This is a genomic window from Serratia sp. LS-1, assembly GCF_003719595.1.
Taxonomy (GTDB): Bacteria; Pseudomonadota; Gammaproteobacteria; order Enterobacterales; family Enterobacteriaceae; genus Serratia; species Serratia ureilytica.
In genome coordinates this window covers 1,658,069-1,680,816 of sequence record NZ_CP033504.1, presented here as the reverse complement: position 1 = coordinate 1,680,816, position 22,748 = coordinate 1,658,069, and the positions used below count along the sequence as shown (strand labels likewise).

At 59.8% G+C, this 22,748-nt stretch carries 25 protein-coding genes; 13 read left to right on the top strand and 12 right to left on the bottom strand.

Features of this window, described 5'->3' with window-relative positions:
• Nucleotides 1-483 precede the first annotated feature (483 nt).
• Entirely contained in the window at nt 484-1,998 is a 1,515-nt protein-coding gene (gene dtpA, locus EDY99_RS08275) for a dipeptide/tripeptide permease DtpA (RefSeq protein WP_033642946.1), read from the top strand.
• Between the two features lie 75 nt (nt 1,999-2,073).
• Here dtpA and EDY99_RS08270 read toward each other — a convergent pair whose 3' ends face one another.
• Entirely contained in the window at nt 2,074-4,167 is a 2,094-nt protein-coding gene (locus tag EDY99_RS08270; protein ID WP_123061655.1) for a prolyl oligopeptidase family protein, read from the bottom strand.
• 194 nt (nt 4,168-4,361) lie between these two features.
• Nucleotides 4,362-4,925, bottom strand: a complete 564-nt coding sequence (locus EDY99_RS08265; RefSeq protein WP_123061654.1) for a helix-turn-helix domain-containing protein — start codon at nt 4,923-4,925, stop codon at nt 4,362-4,364.
• Nucleotides 4,926-5,040: 115 nt separating this feature from the next.
• Here EDY99_RS08265 and EDY99_RS08260 point away from each other — a divergent pair, with 115 nt between their 5' ends.
• Complete coding sequence (locus EDY99_RS08260) at nt 5,041-6,228, top strand: benzoate/H(+) symporter BenE family transporter (protein ID WP_123061653.1); 1,188 nt, start codon at nt 5,041-5,043, stop codon at nt 6,226-6,228.
• A 100-nt stretch (nt 6,229-6,328) separates the two neighbouring features.
• Entirely contained in the window at nt 6,329-6,832 is a 504-nt protein-coding gene (locus EDY99_RS08255; RefSeq protein ID WP_033652588.1) for a cupin domain-containing protein, read from the top strand.
• Here the strand turns inward: EDY99_RS08255 and EDY99_RS08250 are convergent.
• A complete protein-coding gene (locus tag EDY99_RS08250; protein WP_033642940.1) occupies nt 6,797-7,651 on the bottom strand; it encodes an aminoglycoside phosphotransferase family protein in 855 nt (284 codons plus the stop codon). The two genes, EDY99_RS08255 and EDY99_RS08250, sit on opposite strands and share 36 nt — an antisense overlap.
• A gap of 181 nt (nt 7,652-7,832) precedes the next feature.
• On the opposite strand from EDY99_RS08250, the gene EDY99_RS08245 reads away from it, so the two are divergent.
• Entirely contained in the window at nt 7,833-8,213 is a 381-nt protein-coding gene (locus EDY99_RS08245; protein WP_123062164.1) for a RidA family protein, read from the top strand.
• A 7-nt stretch (nt 8,214-8,220) separates the two neighbouring features.
• On the opposite strand, the gene EDY99_RS08240 is transcribed toward EDY99_RS08245, so the two are convergent.
• The gene (locus EDY99_RS08240) at nt 8,221-8,601 is read right to left on the bottom strand and encodes a nuclear transport factor 2 family protein (RefSeq protein ID WP_033642939.1); all 381 of its coding nucleotides are present in this window, start codon (nt 8,599-8,601) and stop codon (nt 8,221-8,223) included.
• 276 nt (nt 8,602-8,877) lie between these two features.
• Between EDY99_RS08240 and EDY99_RS08235 the strand changes: the two genes are divergently transcribed.
• On the top strand, nt 8,878-9,147 hold the full coding sequence (locus tag EDY99_RS08235) for a hypothetical protein (protein WP_033642938.1): 270 nt from the start codon (nt 8,878-8,880) through the stop codon (nt 9,145-9,147).
• Here EDY99_RS08235 and EDY99_RS08230 read toward each other — a convergent pair.
• On the bottom strand, nt 9,144-9,536 hold the full coding sequence (locus EDY99_RS08230) for a nuclear transport factor 2 family protein (RefSeq protein WP_033642937.1): 393 nt from the start codon (nt 9,534-9,536) through the stop codon (nt 9,144-9,146). The two genes, EDY99_RS08235 and EDY99_RS08230, sit on opposite strands and share 4 nt — an antisense overlap.
• A 200-nt stretch (nt 9,537-9,736) precedes the next feature.
• Here EDY99_RS08230 and EDY99_RS08225 point away from each other — a divergent pair, with 200 nt between their 5' ends.
• From EDY99_RS08225 to gstA, 4 genes are all read left to right on the top strand, one after another.
• Nucleotides 9,737-10,432, top strand: coding sequence for an HD domain-containing protein (locus EDY99_RS08225; protein WP_080301939.1), 696 nt, complete (start codon nt 9,737-9,739; stop codon nt 10,430-10,432).
• A 95-nt stretch (nt 10,433-10,527) separates the two neighbouring features.
• Nucleotides 10,528-10,791 (top strand): DUF3811 domain-containing protein, encoded by a 264-nt coding sequence (locus tag EDY99_RS08220; RefSeq protein ID WP_033642935.1) that lies wholly within the window; start codon nt 10,528-10,530, stop codon nt 10,789-10,791.
• Between the two features lie 362 nt (nt 10,792-11,153).
• Entirely contained in the window at nt 11,154-12,038 is an 885-nt protein-coding gene (gene dapA / locus EDY99_RS08215) for a 4-hydroxy-tetrahydrodipicolinate synthase (protein ID WP_042784387.1), read from the top strand.
• A 92-nt stretch (nt 12,039-12,130) separates the two neighbouring features.
• The gene (gene gstA, locus EDY99_RS08210) at nt 12,131-12,736 is read left to right on the top strand and encodes a glutathione transferase GstA (RefSeq protein WP_025302671.1); all 606 of its coding nucleotides are present in this window, start codon (nt 12,131-12,133) and stop codon (nt 12,734-12,736) included.
• 39 nt (nt 12,737-12,775) lie between these two features.
• Here the strand turns inward: gstA and pdxY are convergent, their stop codons facing one another.
• The 5 genes from pdxY to anmK all read right to left on the bottom strand — a co-directional run bounded on the left by pdxY (nt 12,776) and on the right by anmK (nt 17,350).
• Entirely contained in the window at nt 12,776-13,636 is an 861-nt protein-coding gene (gene pdxY, locus EDY99_RS08205; RefSeq protein ID WP_047575974.1) for a pyridoxal kinase PdxY, read from the bottom strand.
• Nucleotides 13,637-13,724: 88 nt separating this feature from the next.
• A complete protein-coding gene (tyrS, locus tag EDY99_RS08200; protein ID WP_033642931.1) occupies nt 13,725-14,999 on the bottom strand; it encodes a tyrosine--tRNA ligase in 1,275 nt (424 codons plus the stop codon).
• Between the two features lie 139 nt (nt 15,000-15,138).
• Complete coding sequence (gene pdxH, locus EDY99_RS08195) at nt 15,139-15,792, bottom strand: pyridoxamine 5'-phosphate oxidase (protein WP_033642930.1); 654 nt, start codon at nt 15,790-15,792, stop codon at nt 15,139-15,141.
• Nucleotides 15,793-15,880: 88 nt separating this feature from the next.
• Nucleotides 15,881-16,183, bottom strand: coding sequence for an MliC family protein (locus EDY99_RS08190; protein WP_004931294.1), 303 nt, complete (start codon nt 16,181-16,183; stop codon nt 15,881-15,883).
• A 45-nt stretch (nt 16,184-16,228) separates the two neighbouring features.
• Nucleotides 16,229-17,350 carry an anhydro-N-acetylmuramic acid kinase gene (gene anmK, locus EDY99_RS08185; RefSeq protein ID WP_123061652.1) on the bottom strand — a complete coding sequence of 374 codons (1,122 nt, stop codon included), beginning with the start codon at nt 17,348-17,350 and terminating at the stop codon, nt 16,229-16,231.
• Nucleotides 17,351-17,701: 351 nt separating this feature from the next.
• Between anmK and EDY99_RS08180 the strand changes: the two genes are divergently transcribed.
• Nucleotides 17,702-18,166, top strand: coding sequence for a glycine zipper 2TM domain-containing protein (locus EDY99_RS08180; protein WP_025159710.1), 465 nt, complete (start codon nt 17,702-17,704; stop codon nt 18,164-18,166).
• Nucleotides 18,167-18,259: 93 nt separating this feature from the next.
• Here the strand turns inward: EDY99_RS08180 and slyA are convergent, their stop codons facing one another.
• Nucleotides 18,260-18,691, bottom strand: coding sequence for a transcriptional regulator SlyA (gene slyA, locus EDY99_RS08175; protein ID WP_004931301.1), 432 nt, complete (start codon nt 18,689-18,691; stop codon nt 18,260-18,262).
• Between the two features lie 180 nt (nt 18,692-18,871).
• Here slyA and EDY99_RS08170 point away from each other — a divergent pair, with 180 nt between their 5' ends.
• From EDY99_RS08170 to EDY99_RS08160, 3 genes are read left to right on the top strand one after another with little or no spacing between them, the layout of a single operon-like run.
• Nucleotides 18,872-19,108 carry a DUF1656 domain-containing protein gene (locus EDY99_RS08170; protein WP_025159708.1) on the top strand — a complete coding sequence of 79 codons (237 nt, stop codon included), beginning with the start codon at nt 18,872-18,874 and terminating at the stop codon, nt 19,106-19,108.
• A 3-nt stretch (nt 19,109-19,111) separates the two neighbouring features.
• Nucleotides 19,112-19,975: an HlyD family secretion protein gene (locus EDY99_RS08165; RefSeq protein ID WP_015377735.1), complete on the top strand. Its 864-nt coding sequence runs from the start codon at nt 19,112-19,114 to the stop codon at nt 19,973-19,975.
• A 3-nt stretch (nt 19,976-19,978) separates the two neighbouring features.
• Nucleotides 19,979-22,009: an FUSC family protein gene (locus EDY99_RS08160; RefSeq protein ID WP_033642928.1), complete on the top strand. Its 2,031-nt coding sequence runs from the start codon at nt 19,979-19,981 to the stop codon at nt 22,007-22,009.
• Here the strand turns inward: EDY99_RS08160 and sodC are convergent, their stop codons facing one another.
• On the bottom strand, nt 22,010-22,531 hold the full coding sequence (sodC, locus tag EDY99_RS08155; protein WP_033642927.1) for a superoxide dismutase family protein: 522 nt from the start codon (nt 22,529-22,531) through the stop codon (nt 22,010-22,012). It lies immediately after the preceding gene.
• Between the last annotated feature and the right edge of the window lie 217 nt (nt 22,532-22,748).

Here is a 22,748-nt window from a genome sequence, read left to right as displayed (position 1 = left end):
ACCCATCGCTGCGTTATTTTCAAGCAAAAAATTAGTCGAAAATTGCGGTGAACGTCACGCTTTCAGGATCACAAGGCGTTCACAAATGCCAGCCCCGTTTTCCTAAATTTCTATAATTTTACAAATCGCGCCATATACACAACATTCCAACGGATTAATAACCTCACGTACACTGATGCGCTAAAAAATAGCAATTCAGCAGAATATATCCCTGTTTAAAATTCGTATAGCTTTTAATCAAAACAAAAAATCGATAAACCACTAAAAGCCGAAAGTTAATACTGCATAACATTTGCAACATCGCGGCATAATCCTGCCGGCGTTAAATGTAACAGAATATGACAAACTGCTTGCCACGTTGACAAAGATAGTGAACATTAACCGCCGTCCCCATCCTATAACAACGCAAAAGGATGCCGTTCCGCATCAACTTTTGTACTTTCCCGTCCCCTAAAGACGGGCTGCGAAAAAACAGAGGTACCCGTGTCAACAGCAAACAACCAACACCAGGAGAGCGTGAGCCTTAACGCGTTCAAACAACCGAAAGCATTCTATCTGATCTTCTCGATCGAACTGTGGGAGCGCTTCGGCTATTACGGCCTGCAAGGCATCATGGCGGTTTATCTGGTCAAGATGCTCGGTCTGAGCGAAGCCGACTCCATCACCCTGTTCTCTTCTTTCAGCGCCCTGGTATACGGCTTCGTCGCCATTGGTGGCTGGCTGGGCGACAAGGTGCTGGGCGCCAAACGCGTGATCGTGCTCGGCGCGCTGGTGCTGGCCGCCGGTTACGCCATGGTGGCCTACTCCGGCCACGACATCTTCTGGGTCTACCTGGGCATGGCGACCATCGCCGTGGGCAGCGGCCTGTTCAAGGCCAACCCGTCCTCCCTGCTCTCCACCTGCTATGAGAAAGACGACCCGCGTATCGACGGCGCCTTCACCATGTACTACATGTCGGTGAACATCGGTTCCTTCTTCTCCATGCTGGCTACCCCGTGGCTGGCGGCGAAGTACGGCTGGAGCGTGGCGTTCTCCCTGAGCGTGGTCGGCATGCTGATCACCCTGGTCAACTTTATGATGTGCCACAAGTGGGTGAAGAAAAACGGCTCCAGGCCTGACTTCAAGCCGCTGCATCTGCCGAAACTGCTGATGGTGCTGGTCGGCATCGTGGCGCTGGTCGCCGTGTCCAGCTGGCTGCTGCACAACCAGGTGATCGCGCGCTGGGCGCTGGCCTTCATCTCTGCCGGGATCGTGATCGTGTTCGCCAAGGAAGCCTTCGCCCTGCATGGCGCCGCACGCCGCAAAATGATCGTCGCCTTCCTGCTGATGCTGGAAGCGGTGGTATTCTTCGTGCTGTACAGCCAGATGCCGACCTCGCTGAACTTCTTCGCCATCCACAACGTGGAGCACAGCATCTTCGGCGTCGCCTTCGAGCCGGAGCAGTACCAGGCGCTGAACCCGTTCTGGATCATGCTCGCCAGCCCGATTCTGGCCGCGTTGTATAACAAGATGGGCGATCGCCTGCCGATGCCGCACAAGTTCGCTTTCGGCATGATCCTGTGTTCCTGCGCCTTCCTGGTGCTGCCATGGGGCGCCAGCTTCGCCAACGAACAGGGCATCGTGTCGGTCAACTGGCTGATCCTGAGCTACGCGCTGCAGAGCATCGGCGAGCTGATGATTTCCGGTCTGGGTCTGGCGATGGTGGCGCAGCTGGTGCCGCAGCGTCTGATGGGCTTCATCATGGGTTCCTGGTTCCTGACCACCGCCGCCGCGGCGCTGATCGCCGGTAAAGTCGCCGGTCTGACCGCCGTCCCCAGCGACATCAACGACGCGCACGCTTCACTGGCCATCTACAGCCATGTGTTTATGCAAATCGGCATCGCCACCGCCGTCATCGCCATCCTGATGATGCTGACCGCGCCGAAACTGTACCGCATGACGCTGGACACCAGCGAAGACCTGAATCAGAAAGCGCAGGAAGCCACGGCGGCTCACTGATCGCCTGTGGATTGAGCGTAAATAGAAACGCCGGGGTTAACCCCCGGCGTTTTTTTATGCCCGCAAGAAACGTGTTTACGCTGGCTTGCGCTTGCCGCTCAGGTTGGCCCACATGAATTCGCTCACCAGCGCGCTGTGGAACGCCGCCTGTTGCTTGTCGGCGGCGGCACTGTGCCCACCCTCGGTATTTTCGTAGAAGTAAGCCTGCTGATACCCCATCGCCTGCATGCGCGCCGCCATTTTGCGCGCGTGGGCCGGGTTGACCCGATCGTCGCTGGTGGCGGTATAGAACAGCACCGGCGGATAGGCCGTTTTCGCCTGAATATTGTGGTACGGCGAGAAGGTTTTGATATAGGCCCACTGCTCCGGCTTGCTCGGATCGCCGTATTCCGCGATCCACGACGCGCCGGCGGAGAGTTGGGTATAGCGCTGCATGTCCAACAGCGGCACTTCGCAGACGATGCAGCCGAACAGCTGCGGATACAGCGTCAGCATATTGCCTACCAGCAGACCGCCGTTGCTGCCGCCGCGCGCGCCGAGATGCGGCGCGGAAGTCACCTTGCGCGCGAACAGGTCTTCGGCCACGGCGGCGAAATCCTCATAGGCACGATGACGATTCTGCTTGAGCGCCGCCTGATGCCAGGCCGGACCATATTCACCGCCGCCCCGAATGTTGGCCACCACGTATACCCCGCCGCGCTCCAGCCAGGCCGGCGCTTTGCCGCCCAGATAGCCCGGCAGCAGCGGCACTTCAAACCCGCCGTAGCCGTACAGCAGCGTCGGCGTGCTGCCGTCCAGCTTGAGATCTTTGGCGGCGATCTGGAAATACGGCACACGGGTGCCGTCCTTGGAGCGCGCGAAATGCTGGCTGACCTGATAGCCAGCGGCGTCAAAGTCCTGCGGCGCCTGTTTCAGCAGCGTCGCTTCCCCGCCGTCGAGGTTGCCCATATACAGCGAGGTCGGCTGCAGGAACCCGCTGACCGTCAGGAAATAGGCGTTGCTCTCGTCGTCGATGCCGCCGGCGGAAAGGGTGCTGATGGCGCCGGGATTGCCCAGCGGGCGACGTTGCCAGCTGCCGCCCTGCGGCGTCAGCACTTCCAGTCGGTTGACCACGTTATCCATGATGCTGAGGATCAGGTGATCGCGAGTGCCGCTGTAGCCGCTCAGCGCCTGCTCCGCCGTCGGGGTAAACAGCGGCTGCAGCTCGCGCTTGCCCGCCAGATAGTCGTCGAAATTGGCCGCCAACAGCGAGCCGGACGGATAGCGCTTGCCGCCCACGTCCCAATCGCTGCTCGGCTTGATCAGCAGCCATTCCCGATGCGTATCCAGCTCGGCGTCGGCGGGGATGTCGATTTTTTTCTGCCGGCCGTCCTGAGTCAGCAAGAAATAGTCGCGGCGGTAGAAATCCAGGCTGCGGCCGACGAAATCGCGCTCAAAGCCCGGCGTGCGGTCGTGATAGGCGAAGACCGCCATGTCCTCGGGCTGCGCTTCGTACAGCGTTTCGGCGGCGCTCAGCGGCGTGCCGCGCCGCCAGCGTTTGGCGATGCGCGCGTAGCCGGACTGGGTCATCGAGCCGGGGCCGAAATCGGTGGCGATGAACAGCGTGTCCCGATCGACCCAGGAAACCCGGCTTTTCGCCACCGGTACGTTAAAGCCGTCTTTGACGAAGCGTTTGGCCACCAGATCGAATTCGCGGATTTCGGTGGCGTCGCCGCCGTCCGGCGACAGCTGCATCAGGCAATAACGGTATTCCGGCGCCAGCGGCTGCGAGCCCTGATAAACCCAATCCTTGCCCTCCGCCTTGCCCAGCGCATCGATATCCAGCACCGTCTCCCAGGCCGGTTTGGCCTTGCGGTACTCGTCCAGCGTGGCGCGTCGCAGCAGGCCACGCGGGTTGGCCTGATCCTGCCAGAAGTTGTAATAGTACTCGCCGCGTTTGCTCACCCACGGGATCTGGGTGTCTTTATTGAGGATATCCAGGACTTCGCGCTCAATGCGCTGAAAGTCTTCGCCCTGGCCGAAACGTGCCACGGTGCGCTGATTTTCCTGCTGCACCCATTGCAGCGCTTTTTTACCCTGCAGCTCTTCCAGCCACAGGAATTCATCGCCGGCGGCCGCGCCGCCCTCCGCCGCCATCGCCAGGCGGATACTGTTGGGTAATGAAGTCATCGCGAATACGGCTCCTGCGGTTTGCGCACTGAGTTTAATAAACTGACGTCGATTGGTGACCGGCAAAATCAAGCTCCTTTTGAGTCGGCTGCAACGCCGCCCCGTCATGGGCGACAGCCTGTGAAATAAGAGTCATTTTCAACAAGGTAGGCGTTTGGCGGCGCGGAGTCAAAGCCCGCGGCCGCCGCGTTGAGTCAGGATTGAGGATAGTGGATCAGATCGTGAATGCGCACCGTGTGTGAACCGGCGTTGCGGTAGGCATGCGGCCGATCGGCCTGAAAGCGCATCGCCTCGCCGGCCGCCAGGCTGTGCCACTCGCCGTCTATCGCCAATTCCAACCGGCCGCTGATCACGATCACATGCTCAATCACGCCCGGCTCATGCGGCGACGATTCGCTGAGCGCGCCCGGCGCGAGATCGATGACGAACATGTCGAAACCCAGCTGGCGATCGTAGGGAAACAGCGGCACCACGCGCATATCGGCGTTGTCCTGATCGTACACCGGCAGTTCGCCGTAGCGGTGCAGCGTCGCCTGCTGCTGCGCGGGCGACGCCTCAAGAAAGGCGGAGAACGCCACGTTGAAACCGGTGGCGATCTTCCACAGCGTCGCCACCGTCGGGCTGGATTCGCCGCGCTCAATCTGCCCGAGCATCGCCTTGCTGACGCCGGTGTATTCCGCCGCCTGCGTCAGGCTCCAGCCGCGCTGCACGCGCAGCGTGCGAAGGGTGTGCGCCAAATGGGCGGCAAGTTCCTGCATCCTGTTCTCCTCTGCGTATCGCGCTCGATTATACCCGCTTGTGCGCTATAGCGCACGGTGCTATGCTGATTTCTTACCGTGCGTTATAACGCACACTCACCGATTGGAGCTCCTCATGCGCCCAGCCCTCTCCTTGCGCCATCTGACCCTGCCCTCCGTCATGGCCGGCTTTGTCGCCGTTCTGGTCGGCTACACCAGCTCTGCCGCCATCATTTTCCAGGCCGCCGCCGCCGCAGGCGCCACGCCGGCGCAGATCGGCGGCTGGCTGAGCACGCTTGGGATCGCGATGGGCGTCACCTCGCTGGGGCTTTCGCTGTACTATCGCACCCCGATCCTCACCGCGTGGTCGACGCCAGGAGCGGCGCTGCTGGTCACCAGCCTGCCCGGCACGCCGATCAATGAGGCGATCGGGGTGTTCATCTTCGCGTCGGGCCTGATCCTGCTCTGCGGCGTCACCGGGCTGTTCGCCCGCCTGATGGATTATATTCCGCAGGCGATTTCTGCCGCGATGTTGGCGGGGATCCTGCTGCGTTTCGGGCTGGACGCCTTCGCTTCACTGCAGCTCGATTTCCTCCTCAGCGCCGGTATGGGGCTGGCCTATCTGCTCAGCCGCCGTTACCTGCCGCGCTACGCCATCGTACTGACGCTGGCGATTGGGCTGGCGATCGCCGCGCTACAGGGCGATATCCATCTGGCGCAACAGGCGCCGGCGGTCGCCGTGCCGGAATTTATCGCGCCGCATTTCAGCTGGCCGACGCTGCTCGGCATCGGGGTGCCCTTCTTCGTGGTCACCATGGCTTCACAGAACGCCCCCGGGATCGCTACGCTGCAGGCGGCGGGCTACCGTGTTCCCACCTCACCGCTGATCGCCTGGACGGCGCTGACCGCGCTGCTGCTGGCGCCATTCGGCGGTTTCTCGGTGTGCATCGCCGCCATTACCGCCGCCATTTGCATGGGGCCGGACGTGCATCCCGATCCACAGCGGCGCTATATGGGCGCGGTGGCCGCCGGCGGCTTCTATTTATTGGCCGGGTTGTTCGGCGGCGCCATCGGCCTGCTGTTCAGCGCGTTGCCGGTCGCCTTGATCCACACCATCGCCGGGCTGGCGCTGCTCGGCACCATCGGCGGCAGCCTGCAACGCGCGCTGCATGATGAAAAACAGCGCGACGCGGCGCTGATCGCCTTCCTCATCACCGCCTCCGGCGTCACGTTGCTCGGCATCGGTTCGGCATTCTGGGGCATTGTCGGCGGCGCCATCGCGCATCTGCTGCTGTCGCTGCCGCGGCGAAACACCGTGACGTAACGGGCGGTCTACATTGACAAGCGGCGCCGTGGCGCCTTCACTTTCTCTGTCGTCTGAATGTCAATTCACATAATAAGTGACGCCGTCACCAAGGAAGCTTATGACCGAGAAAGCCGCGCTGTTAGCCCAGCGCTTGATACGCAATGTCGAACAGGTAGAGATGAAGCATGACCGGCGGCCGCCGCTGTATGACAGCGTCGGCGCTCGTCTCGGCACCGGCACCGCCGCCGACAAGCTGGGCGCCTCCTTCGATTGTGTGGCGCCGGGCATGCGTTCCTGCCCCTATCATTTTCACTACGCTCAGGAGGAAATGTTCATCATTCTGGAAGGCAGCGGAACGCTGCGGGTAGCCGGAGAAATGCTGCCGATCGTCAGCGGAGATGTCATTTTCATTCCGCCTGGCCCGGAATACCCGCACCAGATCATCAACACCTCCGATGCGCCGCTGAAGTATCTGTCCGTCAGCACGCGCGAACAGCCGGAAGTGGTGATGTATCCGGACTCAGGTAAATACCAGGCGATGGCGCGCGGCAATGACGGCGAGCAGGTGCGTTACCTGCAGCGCCCTTCAGCCTCGCTCGATTACTGGCAGGATGAACCCTGAATCGCCGTCCGGCAACGTGAGATCCAGCGCGCGTGCCGCCAGTTCAGCGACGCGAAAATCAATGTCCGCCGCCTGCCCGTCTTCCATGAACCAGGCGGCGGAAAGCCCCGACCAGGCCAGGATCCATTGCAGCAGACGACGGCGATCCAGCCCGGCCAACCGGCACACCTGTTCCACGCGGCGATGAAAAATGGCCGGATCGGTGGCGACGCCGTAGTTAGGATTGCAGAAGATGTTGGCGTAATCGAAGCCCCGTTCACCGTACAAACGCTTGGGATCGATCGCCAGCCAACCGCGTGCACCAAAGTCCAGCACATTGTCATGGTGGATATCCCCGTGCAACACGCTTTCTTCTCGCGGGCTGCTCAACAGCTCCGCCGCCGCCGTGGCGCTGAGACGCAGCATGCCGCCGTGCGCCTGGGCCGCCGGCCACAGCGAGCTGAACCACTCCTGCAACGGGATAAGCTCAGGCAACGGCGCCGCCCGCGGCGCATGCAAGGCGGCGATCGCCCGGCACAGAATCTGCGTGGCTTGTTCATCGTCGCCGTCACGCACCAGCTGCGCCAACGACCCTTCGCCCTGCGCGCGCTCCAGCAAAATGCCGTCGTCGTGCCACGCCAGCACCTGCGCGGCACCTTCTCCACGCCACCAGCACATCAGCTGCCCGCCGAAGCGCTCCTCCTGCTCGCGGGCGATCTTCAGCATGGCCGCCGCGCCCCGGTAACGCACCGGCATCAATAGACTGCTGTGGGTTTCGAAGGCTTTGCCGTCCTGCTCCAGCCGCCAGCGCTGCAGGTAAGGCGTAAAAAGCGGGTTCATCGTCTCTGCGTCCTTGTTGCCGATCTGCGCCGCACTGTCACATTCGCGTGAGAGACGGCGTATAACATAAAGGGGGATGATTCTCTCAGATATCATCGGCGTGCGGCGCTTTGCCGCGTTTTCTCCAGTATCCTAACCAAGTTTGTCGATTTTATTAACCGGTCTTGCGCGGGGTTTGACCATGACATCATTAAAACGCATTAATTATCCGCAATTGCCTACGCCGGGTGGCCCTTATGTGCACGCCGTGCGCCACGGCGATCGCCTGTACGTATCTGGCTTGACGGCCTTCGCCACCGACGCGCAGGGCTTGAGCGCGCCGCAGCAAACGCAGGAGATCCTTGAGCAATTGGCGACCATCGCCGCCAGCGAAGGCGTCAATCTCAAGGCATTGATTAAAATCAGCGTGTTCCTGACCAACATCGCCGCTCTGGCGAGCGTGCGCCCGGTGCTGTTTGACTATTTCGACGGCGCGCTGCCGGCCTGTTCTTTGATGGCGGTCAGCGCGTTGTTCTCACCCGCAGTGTGCGTAGAGATAGAGGCGGTGATGGCGTTGCAATAAGGCGCGGCTAGAGCGCGCCTTCGTCCGGCACGCAGGGGCCGATCTTGAACCAGGCTTTGGCGATCCGCCCCTGTTCCACTTCGTAAATGGCGATGACATCCATTTTGCCGCGCCCCTGCGGGAAGTTGCGCGTCACCACCTCCTGATCGACCACCATATTCCCCACCGCCATGCGTTTTATTCGTTCGCCGTACAGGCTCGGCTCGCGAAAGCGCGCCAGATGCCGTTCGCGGATCGCCGCCTTGCCGCTGGCCAGCAGCGTGTCGGGGTGTTCGTAATACTGCGCGTCATCCGCCCAGCAGGCCATAAAGGCCTCAATATCGCGGGCGTTATAGGCGTCAAGCTGTTGTTGAACCACATCCTGCGGGCGTGCCGTCTTATCGTTCATCATATTCTCCTGCCGAAGTTAACCGCCGCATGCGTCGAACCCATCACGTTAACCGCCCAGTACTACGGCTTGATGACACAGCGCTGATTGAATAAAAACCCATAAATAGCGAATAAATAACCTATCACACCCGATAAACAATACCAGCGTCTGCGCATAAATTTTCAGCGTGCCCCGGGGAACGCTGAAAACCGCCTGACGGCGTGCGTTAATCTTTGCGGCAGTTGGCAGGATTCTGCTAATTTAGCGTGAACAGCCTGATGATAACGAAACGCTATGCAGCAAAAACCGGTGTTGGACGAAGCCAGACAGTTAAAACGACTCAACGCCGCCACGCGGCGCCAATCCCATATGTACAAATGGATCGCGCTGATTGCTGCGCTGGATGCGCTGTTGGTGTTTTGGTATGACCGGGATATGCGCAACGTCACCTTCTCGGGAGCGGTTGCGCTGGTGTGCGGCTATTTGTGGATCCGCGATCGCAACAAGGCTCGGGGTTACCGGCGCGAGTTTGACCGCAAATTCGGCAAGCACAGCGGCGATTAAGGCTGCATCGCTTCCAGCACTTTAGCGCTGTCGACAATCTGCACGAACTTCACGATCTTGCCGGCGCGCACCGTATAAATATGCGCAAAGGAGGCGCTGAAGGCTTTGCCGGTGGCCCGGTAAGTGCCGTGATAAAAACCCTGAGCAATCACGTTGTCGCCGGCGTCGTAAAAGTGATCGACATCGGCGCGGTAACCTTGCCATTCGCTGCCCAAACGCTGATGCACGTTCTTGATGATATTCTCCGGGCCGATATAGGTACCGGCGTAAGGGAAACCGGCGGCTTCGGTCCACTCGGCATCGGGGGCCAGCGCCGCCAGCAGATTACGGCCGTTTTCTTCGGAACTGCCTTCGTAAGTCGCGCGCACTATCTCAAGAGGGGTTGGCATGTCTCTTCTCCCATGGCTGATAAGGATATTCCGACCATCTCCGCGGACACAGGCTCTCACCAGGCGGAGACGGCGGAATGCGGCTATTCTAGGTTGCTTGTTTCGCTGCAAAAACCGCAGTTGTGACAATAGTAGGTTGCACTTTAGTAAACAATAGTCGTCTTCTGTCATTCCCTCGACCTCCGACGCGACTATGCTGATTGCCCGATTTCCCCCAACAGGAGCTGAACGTGTCTTTACCCTCGCTGACGCAAGAGCTGTTACAACCGTTTTCCCCCTACCAGACGCTGGCGCAAACGCTGCTGCCGCTCACCCTCGAATCGGACGATGGCTCGCACGATGTGGCGCACCTGCACCGAGTCTGGAAGAACTGCCGCCGCATCAGCAAGCTGGAAGGCGGCGACCGGCGCATTCTCTGCGCGGCGGTGCTGCTGCATGACGCCGTGGCGGTGGAAAAGAATTCGCCGCAGCGTCACCTGGCTTCGCGCATGGCGGCGCAGCAAGCCACGCTGACGCTGACCCGGCTCGAATGGGCGCCGGCGGACATCGCGGCGGTGGCCCACGCTATCGAAGCGCACAGTTTTTCCGCCGGCATCCCTCCGCAAACGCTGGAAGCGAAGATCCTGCAGGACGCCGATCGTCTCGACGCCATTGGCCTGATTGGCGTAGCCCGCTGCTTCTATATCGGCGGCCGCATGCGCAGCGCGCTGTATGACGCTGCGGACCCGCGGGCCGAACATCGTCAATACGATGACAAGCGTTTCAGCCTGGATCACTTCGAAACCAAGCTCTTCAAGCTGCAAGACGGCTTCCAGACCGCCGCCGGGCGACAGATGGCCGAGCAGCGCACCGAACGGATGCGGCGCTTTGTCGACGATCTGCTGGAAGAGGTGTAACCTGGGCTTACGGGGCATTTTCGTTATGCCCATAACATTTTCGGTCACATAACACCGTTAAACTGAAAGCCAACTTCACCGAACGGGCGGCAAAGATGAAAAAGTTGACGTTGAAAGAGATGACGGAAAGCGAGCAACGAGAAGTCAAAACCGAGCTGGACAAAGCGCGTAAAAGCCACGGCCGGCCGCTGACCAACGCCGAACAGCACAAGGTCAAAGATGAAGTGGTGGCGCGCATCATGGCCGCCAGAGCGAAGCTCGCCAAGGCAGAGCGCGCGGAACGCAAGGCCAACCGCTACCGGCCAAGCGGCGACACCTTCAGCTGGTCCGCCACCATCGGTACCCGCCCGCCGCGCTGAATCAGCCAAACAATCCCCGCCGCCGCGGGGATTGTCGTTTATTAGCCAAACTCATCTGCCCTCACCCATCATGAATAACAATGTTATCAATCTGTTGTAAATTGACAGCCTGATGAAGAATATTCATTATCACCTCCACATCCTCTTTTCACGAGACTGCCATGGCCTATCCGCGCAACGTTAATACACCGATTCTCCCGGCGTTGCCCGTTGGCGGTTTGGCGGCGGTTACATCGAAGAAACAGACGCTCATTTGACCGGGGCGAGCTGTCCCGTCAGATGAGCTGACTGGATGGCCTGCAACGCCCCGCCTTCAATTTTCTCATCTGGCTTCTCTGTCGGTCACACAGAAGGAATATTTTATGGCCTCATTTTCGGGTATTTGGGTGGCGATGGTTACCCCTTTCAATCAAGATGCCGTCGATCTGCCGGCGGTTAAACGCCTGGCGCGGCACCTGCTCGACGCCGGCATCGACGGCCTGGTGGTCTGCGGCTCTACCGGTGAAGCCGCCGCGCTGAGCAAGGAAGAACAGCTGGCGGTGCTCGACGCCGTGCTGGAGGTGGCGCCCGCCCATCAGGTGGTGATGGGCCTTTCCGGCAATAACATGGCCGCCACGCTGCAGATGCAGCAAGCCATTCAACTGCGCGACATCGCCGGCGTGCTGATCCCGGCGCCTTACTACATCCGCCCTTCGCAATGCGGCCTGATAGACTATTTCACCCAGTTGGCCGACGCCTCCACCGTGCCGGTGATCCTGTACAACATTCCGCAGCGCACCGGCATCGCCATGGAGCTGGCCACGCTGCGTCGGCTCGCACGTCACCCGCGCATCACCGCCATCAAGGATTGCGGCGGCAACCCTGACGCCACCATGGCGCTGATCGCCGACGGCGAAATCGATGTGATGACCGGGGAAGACAATCTGATCCTCACCACGCTGTGCCTCGGCGGCACCGGCGCCATCTCCGCCGCCGCGCATGTTCACCCTGAACGTTTCGTCCAGCTGGTGCAGCAAGTCGCCGCCGGCGATCTGGCCGCGGCGCGCAGCAACTTCTATGAGCTTTTGCCGATGATCCACCAGATGTTCAGCTTCCCGAATCCGGCGCCGGTCAAGACCGTGCTGGCCCAACAGGGGCTGATCGCCAACGAACTGCGCTCGCCGATGCAGGTGGCGCCGCAGGCGCTGCAGCAGCAGATCGCCGCGACGCTGGCGCAGCTGCAGCCCGCTGAGGCGATCGTCGGTTAAATTTGTTAGCTAAGCCGCTGTAATTTTGGCGCTGTGGGACTACGATGAGAGGTTAAGCATGCCCGTCATTCGTCATCAACAAGGAGCTTCCGATGAAACTGTTCTATAAAGCCGGCGCCTGTTCGCTGTCCCCGCATATCGTGCTGCGTGAGGCAGGGCTGGATTTTACGGCGGAGAAGGTCGATCTGGCGCAGAAGAAAACCGAGAGCGGTGCCGATTACCTCGCCATCAACCCCAAGGGACAGGTACCGGCGCTGCTGCTGGATGACGGCAGCCTGCTGACCGAAGGCGTGGCGATCGTGCAATACCTGGCGGACCGCGTGCCGGACCGCAACCTGATCCCGGCGGCGGGCACCCTGTCGCGCTACCACGCGATCGAATGGCTGAACTACATCGCCACCGAGCTGCACAAAGGGTTCAGCCCGCTGTTCAACCCGAAGACGCCCGAGGAATATAAAACCATCGCGCGCGCCAGGCTGGAGCAGCAGTTCAGCTATCTGGATTCGGTACTGGCGAAGCAGCACTTCCTGTTGGGAAGCCGTTTCAGCGTGGCCGACGCCTACCTGTTCACCGTGCTGCGCTGGGCATTCGCCCTGCAGTTCGATGTGCGCAAGCACGCCCATCTGGCGGCCTGGTTCGATCGCGTTGCGGCGCGCCCGGCGGTAGATGCGGCGCTGAACGCCGAAGGATTGAAGTAAGGTTCAGCCCCGGCGGCTCTCGCCGGGGCCCGATGCCGCTTACAGTTTTACCGCTCTGAACTCGCTGCGCGGCTGCACGATCCGATCCTGCGCCGCCACCACCTGTAATTCATACTCGCCCATCGCCTGCGTGGTCAGCATCACTTCATACACGGCGGCGGTCACATGCTCCAGCGCTTTATCCAGCGCCTCGCCCTTCAGCAGATCCACCAGCAGCAGACCACTGGTCAAATCGCCGACGCCGACCGGCTGACGCGCCCCGAAGTCCACCAGCGGCCGGCTGATGTGCCAGGCTTCGTCCGCCGTCACCAGCAGCATTTCGAAACAGTCGGTGTGATAGCCGGCACGGGCCAGGTGCTTGACCAGCACCAATCGCGGCCCCTTGGCGATCAGCGAACGAGCGGCCTGCACCGCGTCGTCCACGTTGGCGACGGCCATCTGGCTCAGCATTTCCAGCTCCAGCAGGTTCGGCGCCACCATGTCGCTGCACGGCAAAGCCTGACGGCAGTGAAACTCGGCCACCCCCGGCGCCACGATGCATCCCTTTTCCGGATGTCCCATCACCGGATCGCAGAAATACCAGGCATTCGGATTCGCCTGCTTAACCTGACGCACGATCGCCAGAATATGGTCGCCCTGCTCCGGCGAACCGATATAACCGCTCAACACCGCATCACAGCGTTTCAGCTGATCGATATTGGCGATGCCCTGCGCGATCTCGGTCAGGTGGCTGGCCGGCATGACGCAGCCGGTCCACTGACCGTATTGCGTATGGTTGGAGAACTGCACCGTGTTCAGCGGCCAGACGTTGACGCCCATGCGGCGCATCGGAAACTCCGCCGCACTGTTGCCGGCGTGACCAAACACCACGTGCGACTGGATAGAAAGAATGTTTTTCATCGACAGAACTCGTTGGGAATGCGGCAGCCAGCCTGGCGGCTGCCCAAAAAGAAAGGGGCCGCCTGGGCCCCTTACCATCATTATACGCTTACTGCCAGTCCACCAGGCAGTAGTGTTTCTTGCCGCGGCGCAGCAGCGTGTAACGGCCAAACAGACGGTCCGCATCGCTGAAGCGGTATTCGGCATCCGACTGTTTCTCGCCGTTGATGGTCACCGCGTTGGAACCGATCATGGTGCGCGCCTGGCCACGTGACGGCACCAGTTCAGCATTCACCAGCGCCTGCTGCAGATCGGCGTCGCGCTCAAGTTTGATGGTCGGCATGCCGTCCTGCGCCAGCTGGGCGAAGTCCGCTTCGGTCATGTCATGCAGCGCGCCGGAGAACAGGCTCTGGGTGATGCGCTTGGCAGCCGCCAGGCCTTCCGCACCGTGCACCATGCCGGTCACTTCTTCCGCCAGCACGTACTGGGCGCGCGGCGCCTTGCCGCTGTTCTTGTCTTCTTCTTCCAGCGCGTTGATCTCTTCCAGGCTCATGAAGGTGAAGAACTTCAGGAAGCGGTAAACGTCGGCGTCGGCGGTGTTGATCCAGAACTGGTAGAACTTGTACGGGCTGGTTTTTTCCGGCGCCAGCCAGACCGCGCCGCCTTCGGTTTTACCGAACTTGGTGCCGTCTGCCTTGGTGATCAATGGCACGGTCAGGCCGAACACCTGCTTCTGATGCTGACGACGCGTCAGATCGATGCCCGAGGTGATGTTGCCCCACTGATCGGAACCGCCGATCTGCAGCTCCACCTGGTGGCGGTTGTACAGCTCGGAGAAATCGAAGCCCTGCAGCAGGTTGTAGGAGAACTCGGTGAAGGAGATGCCGGAGTCGTCGCGATTCAGGCGCTGCTTGACCGCTTCCTTGTTGATCATCTGGTTGACGGAGAAGTGCTTGCCGATATCACGCAGGAAGGTCAGCACGTTCATGCCGCCGAACCAATCGTAGTTGTTGGCCGCGATAGCGCTGTTGCTGCCGCAGTCGAAATCGAGGAACGGGGAAACCTGTTTGCGGATCTTCTCAACCCACTCGTTCACCGTATCGGTGGTGTTCAGCTTGCGCTCCGCCGCTTTGAAGCTCGGATCGCCGATGAGGCCAGTGGCGCCGCCCACCAGCGCTACCGGTTTGTGGCCGGCCAGCTGGAAGCGCTTCAGGCACAACAGAGGAACCAGATGGCCCAAATGCAAGCTGTCAGCGGTCGGATCGAAACCGCAATACAGTGCAATTGGCCCTTGCGCCAGTCGCTCCGCTAACGCTTCCTCATCCGTAACCTGGGCAACGAGGCCCCGCTCTTGCAGTTGTTTAATCAAGTTGCTGCTTGCCATCAATGACTCCATGTATAAACGAATGCACCTTTGCCGGTACACGGCCTTTCGCCCAGTGGCGAAATAAAAATTCAGGGTAGCGCATAGAATAAAGCGCCGGCGGCGTCAGCACCAGCGCTTAGAGGGGGATTTTACGTCTTCAAGGTGCCAGTCGGTCAATTTTCCAGTCATTCCCGTCCCGCTGATACAGGAAACGGTCATGCAGGCGGTGGGCGCCGCCCTGCCAGAACTCGACGGAGTCAAATTTCACGCGGAATCCGCCCCAGAAACTCGGCAACGGCACCTCGCCCTGCTGGAACTTCTGCTTCAGCTCGAGGAATTTGCTTTCCAGCACGCCGCGCGCGGAAATGCGTGACGACTGCTGCGACACCCAGGCGCCGATTTGGCTGTCCTTCGGCCGGCTATGGAAATACTTCAGCACTTCGAGGGTCGACAGGCGCTCCGCCTGACCGAGGAAAATCACCTGACGATCGAGCATGTGCCAGGGGAACAGCAGGCTGATATGCGGGTTTTGCGCCAGCTGCTGCGCCTTGCGGCTGCCGAGGTTGGTGTAGAACACCAACCCCTGCTCATCGAAATGCTTGAGCAGCACGATGCGCTGATACGGCTGGCCGCGTTCGTCGACGGTAGCGACGCACATGGCGGTCGGATCGGCCAGGCGCGCGTCGCAGGCCTGTTTCAGCCAACGCTCGAACAGCTCGAGCGGATTGGCGGTCAGATCGTTGCGGCGCAGGCCGCCTCGGGTATATTCACGGCGCAGGTCCGCAACATCAAACTCATTCTTTTCAATCATCTGGGTTATCGACCAACTGAAAAATCCGTCGTTACATTCTGCGCCTGCGGCGCCAGGAACTCAATCGCTCCGACGCCACCGCTGACCGTCACTCCGTCAACACGCAGTCGCTCATGACTACCTTGCCGTTGCGCTCAAGATAGGCATTGCGGTCTTTCGACCAAAAAGTGTATTTGCCGTCGCTGTATTTAGCGCCGGTCAACGCCAGCACCTGCTTGAGATGCAGCTGTTCGCCATCCATCAGCAGGCTGACTTCGCTCGCCTTGCCGTCGAGCGCCACCGTCAACGGCGTGGTGCCGCACTGGTAGTGCATCGTCTGGCTGCTCTGCGGCAGGATGTAGCTGCAGCCGGACAGCGCCAGCGCGCCGGCGACGAAAATGACTTTTTTCATGCTGTTGCTCCTTAGAAAAATCCTTCACAGGCTATCCTAACAGAGCTAGCGCCCCCCGAATGGCAAAACCGGATAAATCCCACCCAGCACCGTTTCACGGCTGGCGCCGGTCACCGAAGGCAGGTTGCCGGCCTGGCCGGACAGCGTGCGAAACGCCAGCCAGGCAAAGGCCAAGGCCTCCATATCGTCGCCGCTGACGCCGAAATCGTCGGTCAGCCCAACTTCCGTCCCCGGCAGCAGCGCAGACAGACGCGCCATCAGCAGCGTGTTGCGCGCCCCGCCGCCGCACACCAGCAAACGCTCGCACCCGCCGGCCAGCAACACCTGTTCGCTGATGCTGACGGCGGTCAGCTCCGTCAGCGTGGCCTGCACGTCGACCGGCGCAATCGCCGGTAATCCGGCCAGCTGACGCTCCAGCCAGGCGATGTTGAAATACTCGCGGCCGGTGCTTTTCGGCGCAGGCAGCGCGAAGTAAGGGTCCGCCAGCATCTGCTGCAACAGCGGCAAACAGACGCGCCCCTGCATAGCCCAGCCGCCGTCCTGATCGTAAGGTTGCGCGCGGTGGCGCCAGATCCAGGCGTCCATCAGCATGTTGCCTGGCCCGGTGTCAAAACCGCGCACCGGCGCACCGGGCAACAGCAGAGAGAGGTTGGCGATGCCGCCGATGTTCAGCACCATACGCCGCTCGACGGGATGCCCCAGCAGCGCCTGATGAAACGCCGGCACCAGCGGCGCGCCCTGCCCGCCGTAAGCCATGTCGCGCCGGCGGAAATCGCCGACGGTGGTGATATTGGTCAGTGCGGCGATGCGGTTGTTGTCGCCGAGCTGCATGGAGAAACGCGCGTCGCCTTCCGGTTCGTGCCATACCGTCTGGCCGTGGCAGCCGATGGCGGTGATATGATCCGCGTCGATACCGGTTTGCTTCAGCAGGCCGAGCACCGCCTCGCCAAACAGCGTGCCCAGCTGTACGTCCAACCGGCCGACCGCGGCCAGCGTGGTTTGCTGCCCCTGGCACATCCCCAGGATCTCTTTTTTCAGCGCGATCGGCATCGGATGGCTATAGCTGGCCTGCTGCGCCACCATGCGATCGTCAATCGCGGCCAATACCACATCGATTCCGTCCAGACTAGTGCCGGACATGACGCCTATATAGCGGCCTGACTTCATAGCAACATCCTCTAACCCGCACGGTAAGCAAATTTTATCCTGACAAATAAACCAGAATTGACGAATTAACGCCATGAATTATGATGCTTTTTTTACGCGCCGTGAGCCAGGTGCGTCGCTGTGGCACATTTTATGTGTTAAACCGTGCGTTAACCGGCAACGGAATGTCGGTGAGGCTGTCATAAAGGTAAACCGCGGTTTATTATTGGTTGAACAGAGAAAAGTTAAGCTGCGTGCAGCGATGAGGCATGGCGCTGTATCAACTTTCAGCCATACTTTGTCTATCATTTTCACTGAATCTTGCCTGGTGAGCATTGCCAGGTTATGGACTACTACCATCAGGAGTTTTATATGATCAAGCGTCTTCTCGTCGTTGCCGTCGCCGCCGTTACGTTGGCTGGGTGTGCCAATGAATCCATGTCCGGCGATGTCTACTCGTCCTCGCAGGCCAAGCAGGTGCAGAACGTCACTTACGGGACGCTGGTTTCCGTGCGTCCGGTTAAAATTCAGGGCGGCGAAGGCTCCAACGCCTTGGGGATGATCGGCGGCGCGGTAATTGGTGGGCTGTTGGGCAACACCGTTGGCGGCGGCACCGGCCGTACGCTGGCTACCGCGGCGGGCGCTATCGCCGGCGGCGCGGCGGGCAACAGCATCGGTGAAGTGGCCGGTCGTACCTCAGGCTACGAGCTGGAAATCAAAACCGACCAGAAAGAGAACATCGTCGTGGTGCAGAAAGCAGGCGACACCAAGTTCAGCCCGGGTCAGCGCGTGCGCATGGCGCGCATGGGCGACACCATCACCGTCTCTCCGCTGTAAGTCAGCAGGCGGCATACGGCAAACCGGAGGCAATCGCCTCCGGTTTTATTTCTGATGCTGTGAAACTGTAATCGTAGAAAAATAAGAATATTATTATTTGTTCTGCAGTTCGGTGATATTTTGTTCTAACTTGCCAATCAGCCCTACCAACAGATGCACTTCGTCGGCGGTAATGCCGCTTAAAATCTCACTGCGCGTAGACGTGATCACACTGTCGACTTCCCTGATGATCGGATCGGCCGCTTCGGTCAGCTTGATGCGCTTCGCGCGGCGATCGTTGGCACAGGTGTGACGCGTGATAAGCCCCTTCTCCTCCAGTTGGTCCAGCGTGCGAACCAGTGACGGTTGCTCGATACCGATCGCCTTGGCCAGCTGGATTTGCGACTGCTCCGGCGGCAAGCGATTGATATTGTGCAACGTAACCCAATGCGTTTGGGTCAGCTCCAACGGCTTGAGCCGATGATCGATGAGCGCTCGCCAAACACGAACCAATCGTGCTAAATCTGAACCTAATGTTGACTCCACTTACCCCTCCTTATAATTAGCATGCTAACATTACCTCCCAGAGCTTAGACTATTTTGGGTAACTCACATTAAAAACACAAATGTATATAATGTATATTGTGGAAATAACCACTATTTTTAACCGCTATTGTTTAATCGTTATGCAAATATTCAACATATTCACCCGTAGGGATTGTTAATGTGAATACATCATGGTTACACGCCTCATCGCCCTTACCCGATTTGGTCCTGGGGGCATCGCTTTATTTTCCACCCATATTTAAAGCTTTTTTGCTAGGACTGGTCTTATGGTTGCTGATTCATCAGCTGCTCAGGGACTGGATGTATTCCGGTGAAATCTGGCACCCCATGTTGATGGACCTGTCCATTTTCGTCCTGACCGTCAGCGGTTCCTTATGGATTTTAGCGAGTTGGTAACCCATGCAGCATAAAACATTAAAATACTTTTCTACGGTGATCGTCTGCGCCATTGCCGTCTGCGCCGGTTGGTGGCTCTGGAATTATTATATGCAATCCCCATGGACCCGTGACGGAAAAGTGCGCGCAGAACTCGTCAATATCACCCCTGAGGTTTCTGGAAGATTAGAGAAAATAAGTGCGAATGACAATCAATTCGTACCTGCGGGAAGTCTGATTTTTACCCTCGACCCGGTGCCTTATCAGATCGCGCTGGACAATGCCGAGGCCGCGGTGGCAAAAGCGCAATCGGATCTGGCCAAGGCGGACCATGAAGCCGCCCGACGCCGCGGGTTGCCGCGCAACGTTATTTCCGCTGAAGATTTGGATGAGTCCAATTTAGCCGCTCAGGCAATGAAGGCCGCCTATAAAGCCGCCCTGGCCAACCTGGAACAGGCCAAATGGAATTTGAGCAAAACTAAAATTTACGCGCCGACCGACGGTTATATCACCAATCTGCAGGCGCGGGTCGGGAACTACGCCAACGCCGGCACGCCTTTGGTCGCACTGGTGGATGTCCATTCGTTTTATGTACTCGGTTATTTCGAAGAAACCAAGCTGAAACATATAAAAGAAGGCAATAAAGCCGATATTGTCTTATATAACGGCAACACCCCGCTGCAGGGGGAAGTAGAGAGTATCGGCCGCGCCATTTACGATCAGAGCGTTGACAGCAACAACGATCTATTAATGGATGTTAAGCCCAATGTTCCCTGGGTGCGTTTGGCTCAGCGCGTGCCGGTGCGGATAAAATTGCTCAACGTGCCCGCCGATTTGACGCTGGTTGCCGGCACCACCTGCACCATTTCGATTCATCAGCGGAACTAAAGTGTGAACCTGCCCTTTCTGGAGTGGAGCCGTACCCCCTGGGGTAAGGCGACCGGCGGCCAATGGCGCTATGCGCTGCGCAACTCGCTGGCGATGTGTCTGGCGCTGTGGGTGGCGTTCGTGCTCGAGCTCGACGAACCCTATTGGGCGCTCACCTCCGCCGCGGTGGTCAGCTTCCCCACCATCGGCGGCGTGATCAGCAAAAGCATCGGCCGCATCTTCGGCAGCCTGGTGGGCGCCGCCGCCTCGGTGGCGATCGCCGGCCACTGCCTGAACGATCCCTGGCTGTTCACGCTGTTCATCGCCGCCTGGATCGGGCTATGCACCTATATCTCCAACCATTACCAAAACAACGTCTCTTACGCGTTCGCGCTGGCGGGCTATACCGCCGCCATCATCGCCTTCGGTACGGTCAACGTCACCGATACCCAGCAGATCTTCGATATCGCCCAGGCGCGGGTTTGCGAAGTGATCACCGGCATTCTGTGCGGCGGGCTGATGATGATGATCCTGCCCAGCACCTCCGACGGCGAAGCCTTGCTGACTTCGCTGCGGCGCATGCAGCAGCGGCTGCTGGAGCACGCCGCCATGCTGTGGCAGCCGGAGGTCACCGCGCAGATGCGCACCTCGCACGAAGGGGTCATCGGCCAGATCCTGACCATGAACCTGCTGCGCATTCAGGCGTTTTGGAGCCACTACCGCCTGCGGCGGCAAAATAACCTGCTCAACTATCTGCTGCACCAGCAGCTGCGCATTACCAGCGTCATTTCCAGCCTGCGCCGCATGCTGCTGAACTGGCCGGATCGTCCCGCCAATCTGATGCCGGTGCTGACGCAACTGCTGGATGAATTGCGCGATCCCGCCACCGATAAATATCGCTTGGCGCGCCTGCTCCAGCAGATCGCCCCGCAAGATGCAGCGGACTACCGCCATCGCGCCTTCTGGCTGCGTTTGCGTGATTTCTGCTGGCTTTACCTGCGCTGCAACCGCTGGCTGCAGCGATTGGAAAGCGCCACGGCGGTCAGCGATCTCCAGCCGCCGCGCGTCACCTCGCTGGCGCGCCATACCGACAGCTACGAAGCCGCCTATAACGGCCTGCGCACCTTTTTATGCATCGTGATCGGCTGCGCCTACTGGATCAACACGCAGTGGGACGCCGGCAGCGCGGCGCTGACGCTCACCGCCATCAGCTGCGTGCTCTACTCCTCCACGCCTTCGCCGATCAACAGCGTCAGCACCTTGCTCAAGGCGGTGCTGCTGCTCTCGGTCGCCTGCTTCGTGGTGAAATTCGGTTTGATGATCCAGATTGACGATTTCTGGGTGTTCTGCGCCTTCCTGTTCCCGATCCTGGTGACCATGCAGATGCTCAAGCTGCAGAATCCGCCTTATGCCGCGCTTTGGGGGCAGTTGATCGTCTTTATGGGCTCATTTCTGACCGTCAGCAATCCGCCGAGCTATGACTACCAGTCCTTTATCAATGACAACATCGGTAAAATTGTCGGTGTGCTGCTGGCCGGGCTGGCGTTTCAGATCCTGCGCCCCAGCTCGGACAAGCGAAAGAGCCGCCGTATTATCCGCGCGCTGCGCCGCGACTTTATCGATCAGTTGAGCAAAAAGCCGCAGCAGAGCGAAAGCCAGTTTGAATCGCTGATCTACCATCGCATCAGCCAGCTCAATCAAAGTCAGGATCAGGAGGCGCGCACCTGGTTGCTGCGCTGGGGCGTGGTGCTGCTCAACTGCAGCCATATCGTCTGGCAGCTGCGCGACTGGCAAACCCGCTCAGATCCGCTGTCGGCGGTGCGCAACGTCTGTATCCACTGCCTGCGCGGCATCATGACGGAGAAAGGCGTACAGCACAGTTCGCTGGACGCCACGCTGCAAGAACTGCTGCGCATGAGCAACGCCCTGGCGCACCACCCGGAACAGGCGGCGCGCGATCTGGCCGGCCTGATTTGGCGGCTCTACTGCTCGCTGCAGCAACTGCAACAGGCCATTGGCCAGCCCGCCGCCACTGCGGCCGTCAGCGGCGGATGATCACTTGATCACGCCGCAGGCGAAGCGCTCACCGCCGCCGCCGAGCGGCAGCGGATGATCCGAGTGATTATCGCCGCCGGCGTGCACCATCAGCGCCTTGCCCTCAATTTCACTGATTTTTTTCAGCCGCGGCGCCAACACCGGGTCGTTCGCCATGCCGTCGGCGGTCACATAGATGGCCGGCAAATCGCCCAGATGCCCGTCGGCATACGGCCCGAGGTGTTTCCCGGTTTTTTGCGGATCAAAATGCCCGCCGGCCGCCAGCGCCGCCACCGCCTTACCGTCCTTCATGCCCGGCTCGCAGCTGCCTTTCTCATGCACATGGAAACCGTGCACCCCGGCCGGCAAGGCTTTCAGGCTCGGCGTGAACAGTAAGCCGTAAGGCGTTTCGCTGATGGCCACTTTGCCGATATCCTGACCGATGCCCTGCCCGGTCACCAAGTTCATCTCAACGTCGACCGTCGCCGCCTGAGCGGCCCCGCAGGCCATCAGGCCAAGCGCCGCATACCAATAACGTTTCATCAATCAGTCTCCTTAATGACTCTATCGAGTTATCAGTATAGGAGAGCCAGCGCCAGCACTGTTAACCAACGCACAATCTCGCCAATTTGATTCGCGGGCCTAATATTTAGCACCAATAATAATTCTACCGATGTTGGTCCTCTGACCAGCTGTCGTTCGGCTAACGTTGTTTCCCTGTTTCCACCGCCGACGCGCGAGAGTTCACTTCCCGGCCAGG

What these genes read in the sequence shown, in the direction of transcription:
- EDY99_RS08270 (WP_123061655.1), bottom strand. Translation starts at nt 4,167, where the DNA reads ATGACTTCATTACCCAACAGTATCCGCCTGGCGATGGCGGCGGAGGGC.
- EDY99_RS08265 (WP_123061654.1), bottom strand. Translation starts at nt 4,925, where the DNA reads ATGCAGGAACTTGCCGCCCATTTGGCGCACACCCTTCGCACGCTGCGC.
- EDY99_RS08260 (WP_123061653.1), top strand. Translation starts at nt 5,041, where the DNA reads ATGCGCCCAGCCCTCTCCTTGCGCCATCTGACCCTGCCCTCCGTCATG.
- EDY99_RS08255 (WP_033652588.1), top strand. Translation starts at nt 6,329, where the DNA reads ATGACCGAGAAAGCCGCGCTGTTAGCCCAGCGCTTGATACGCAATGTC.
- EDY99_RS08250 (WP_033642940.1), bottom strand. Translation starts at nt 7,651, where the DNA reads ATGAACCCGCTTTTTACGCCTTACCTGCAGCGCTGGCGGCTGGAGCAG.
- EDY99_RS08245 (WP_123062164.1), top strand. Translation starts at nt 7,833, where the DNA reads ATGACATCATTAAAACGCATTAATTATCCGCAATTGCCTACGCCGGGT.
- EDY99_RS08240 (WP_033642939.1), bottom strand. Translation starts at nt 8,601, where the DNA reads ATGAACGATAAGACGGCACGCCCGCAGGATGTGGTTCAACAACAGCTT.
- EDY99_RS08235 (WP_033642938.1), top strand. Translation starts at nt 8,878, where the DNA reads ATGCAGCAAAAACCGGTGTTGGACGAAGCCAGACAGTTAAAACGACTC.
- EDY99_RS08230 (WP_033642937.1), bottom strand. Translation starts at nt 9,536, where the DNA reads ATGCCAACCCCTCTTGAGATAGTGCGCGCGACTTACGAAGGCAGTTCC.
- EDY99_RS08220 (WP_033642935.1), top strand. Translation starts at nt 10,528, where the DNA reads ATGAAAAAGTTGACGTTGAAAGAGATGACGGAAAGCGAGCAACGAGAA.
- dapA (WP_042784387.1), top strand. Translation starts at nt 11,154, where the DNA reads ATGGCCTCATTTTCGGGTATTTGGGTGGCGATGGTTACCCCTTTCAAT.
- gstA (WP_025302671.1), top strand. Translation starts at nt 12,131, where the DNA reads ATGAAACTGTTCTATAAAGCCGGCGCCTGTTCGCTGTCCCCGCATATC.
- pdxY (WP_047575974.1), bottom strand. Translation starts at nt 13,636, where the DNA reads ATGAAAAACATTCTTTCTATCCAGTCGCACGTGGTGTTTGGTCACGCC.
- tyrS (WP_033642931.1), bottom strand. Translation starts at nt 14,999, where the DNA reads ATGGCAAGCAGCAACTTGATTAAACAACTGCAAGAGCGGGGCCTCGTT.
- pdxH (WP_033642930.1), bottom strand. Translation starts at nt 15,792, where the DNA reads ATGATTGAAAAGAATGAGTTTGATGTTGCGGACCTGCGCCGTGAATAT.
- EDY99_RS08190 (WP_004931294.1), bottom strand. Translation starts at nt 16,183, where the DNA reads ATGAAAAAAGTCATTTTCGTCGCCGGCGCGCTGGCGCTGTCCGGCTGC.
- anmK (WP_123061652.1), bottom strand. Translation starts at nt 17,350, where the DNA reads ATGAAGTCAGGCCGCTATATAGGCGTCATGTCCGGCACTAGTCTGGAC.
- EDY99_RS08180 (WP_025159710.1), top strand. Translation starts at nt 17,702, where the DNA reads ATGATCAAGCGTCTTCTCGTCGTTGCCGTCGCCGCCGTTACGTTGGCT.
- EDY99_RS08165 (WP_015377735.1), top strand. Translation starts at nt 19,112, where the DNA reads ATGCAGCATAAAACATTAAAATACTTTTCTACGGTGATCGTCTGCGCC.
- sodC (WP_033642927.1), bottom strand. Translation starts at nt 22,531, where the DNA reads ATGAAACGTTATTGGTATGCGGCGCTTGGCCTGATGGCCTGCGGGGCC.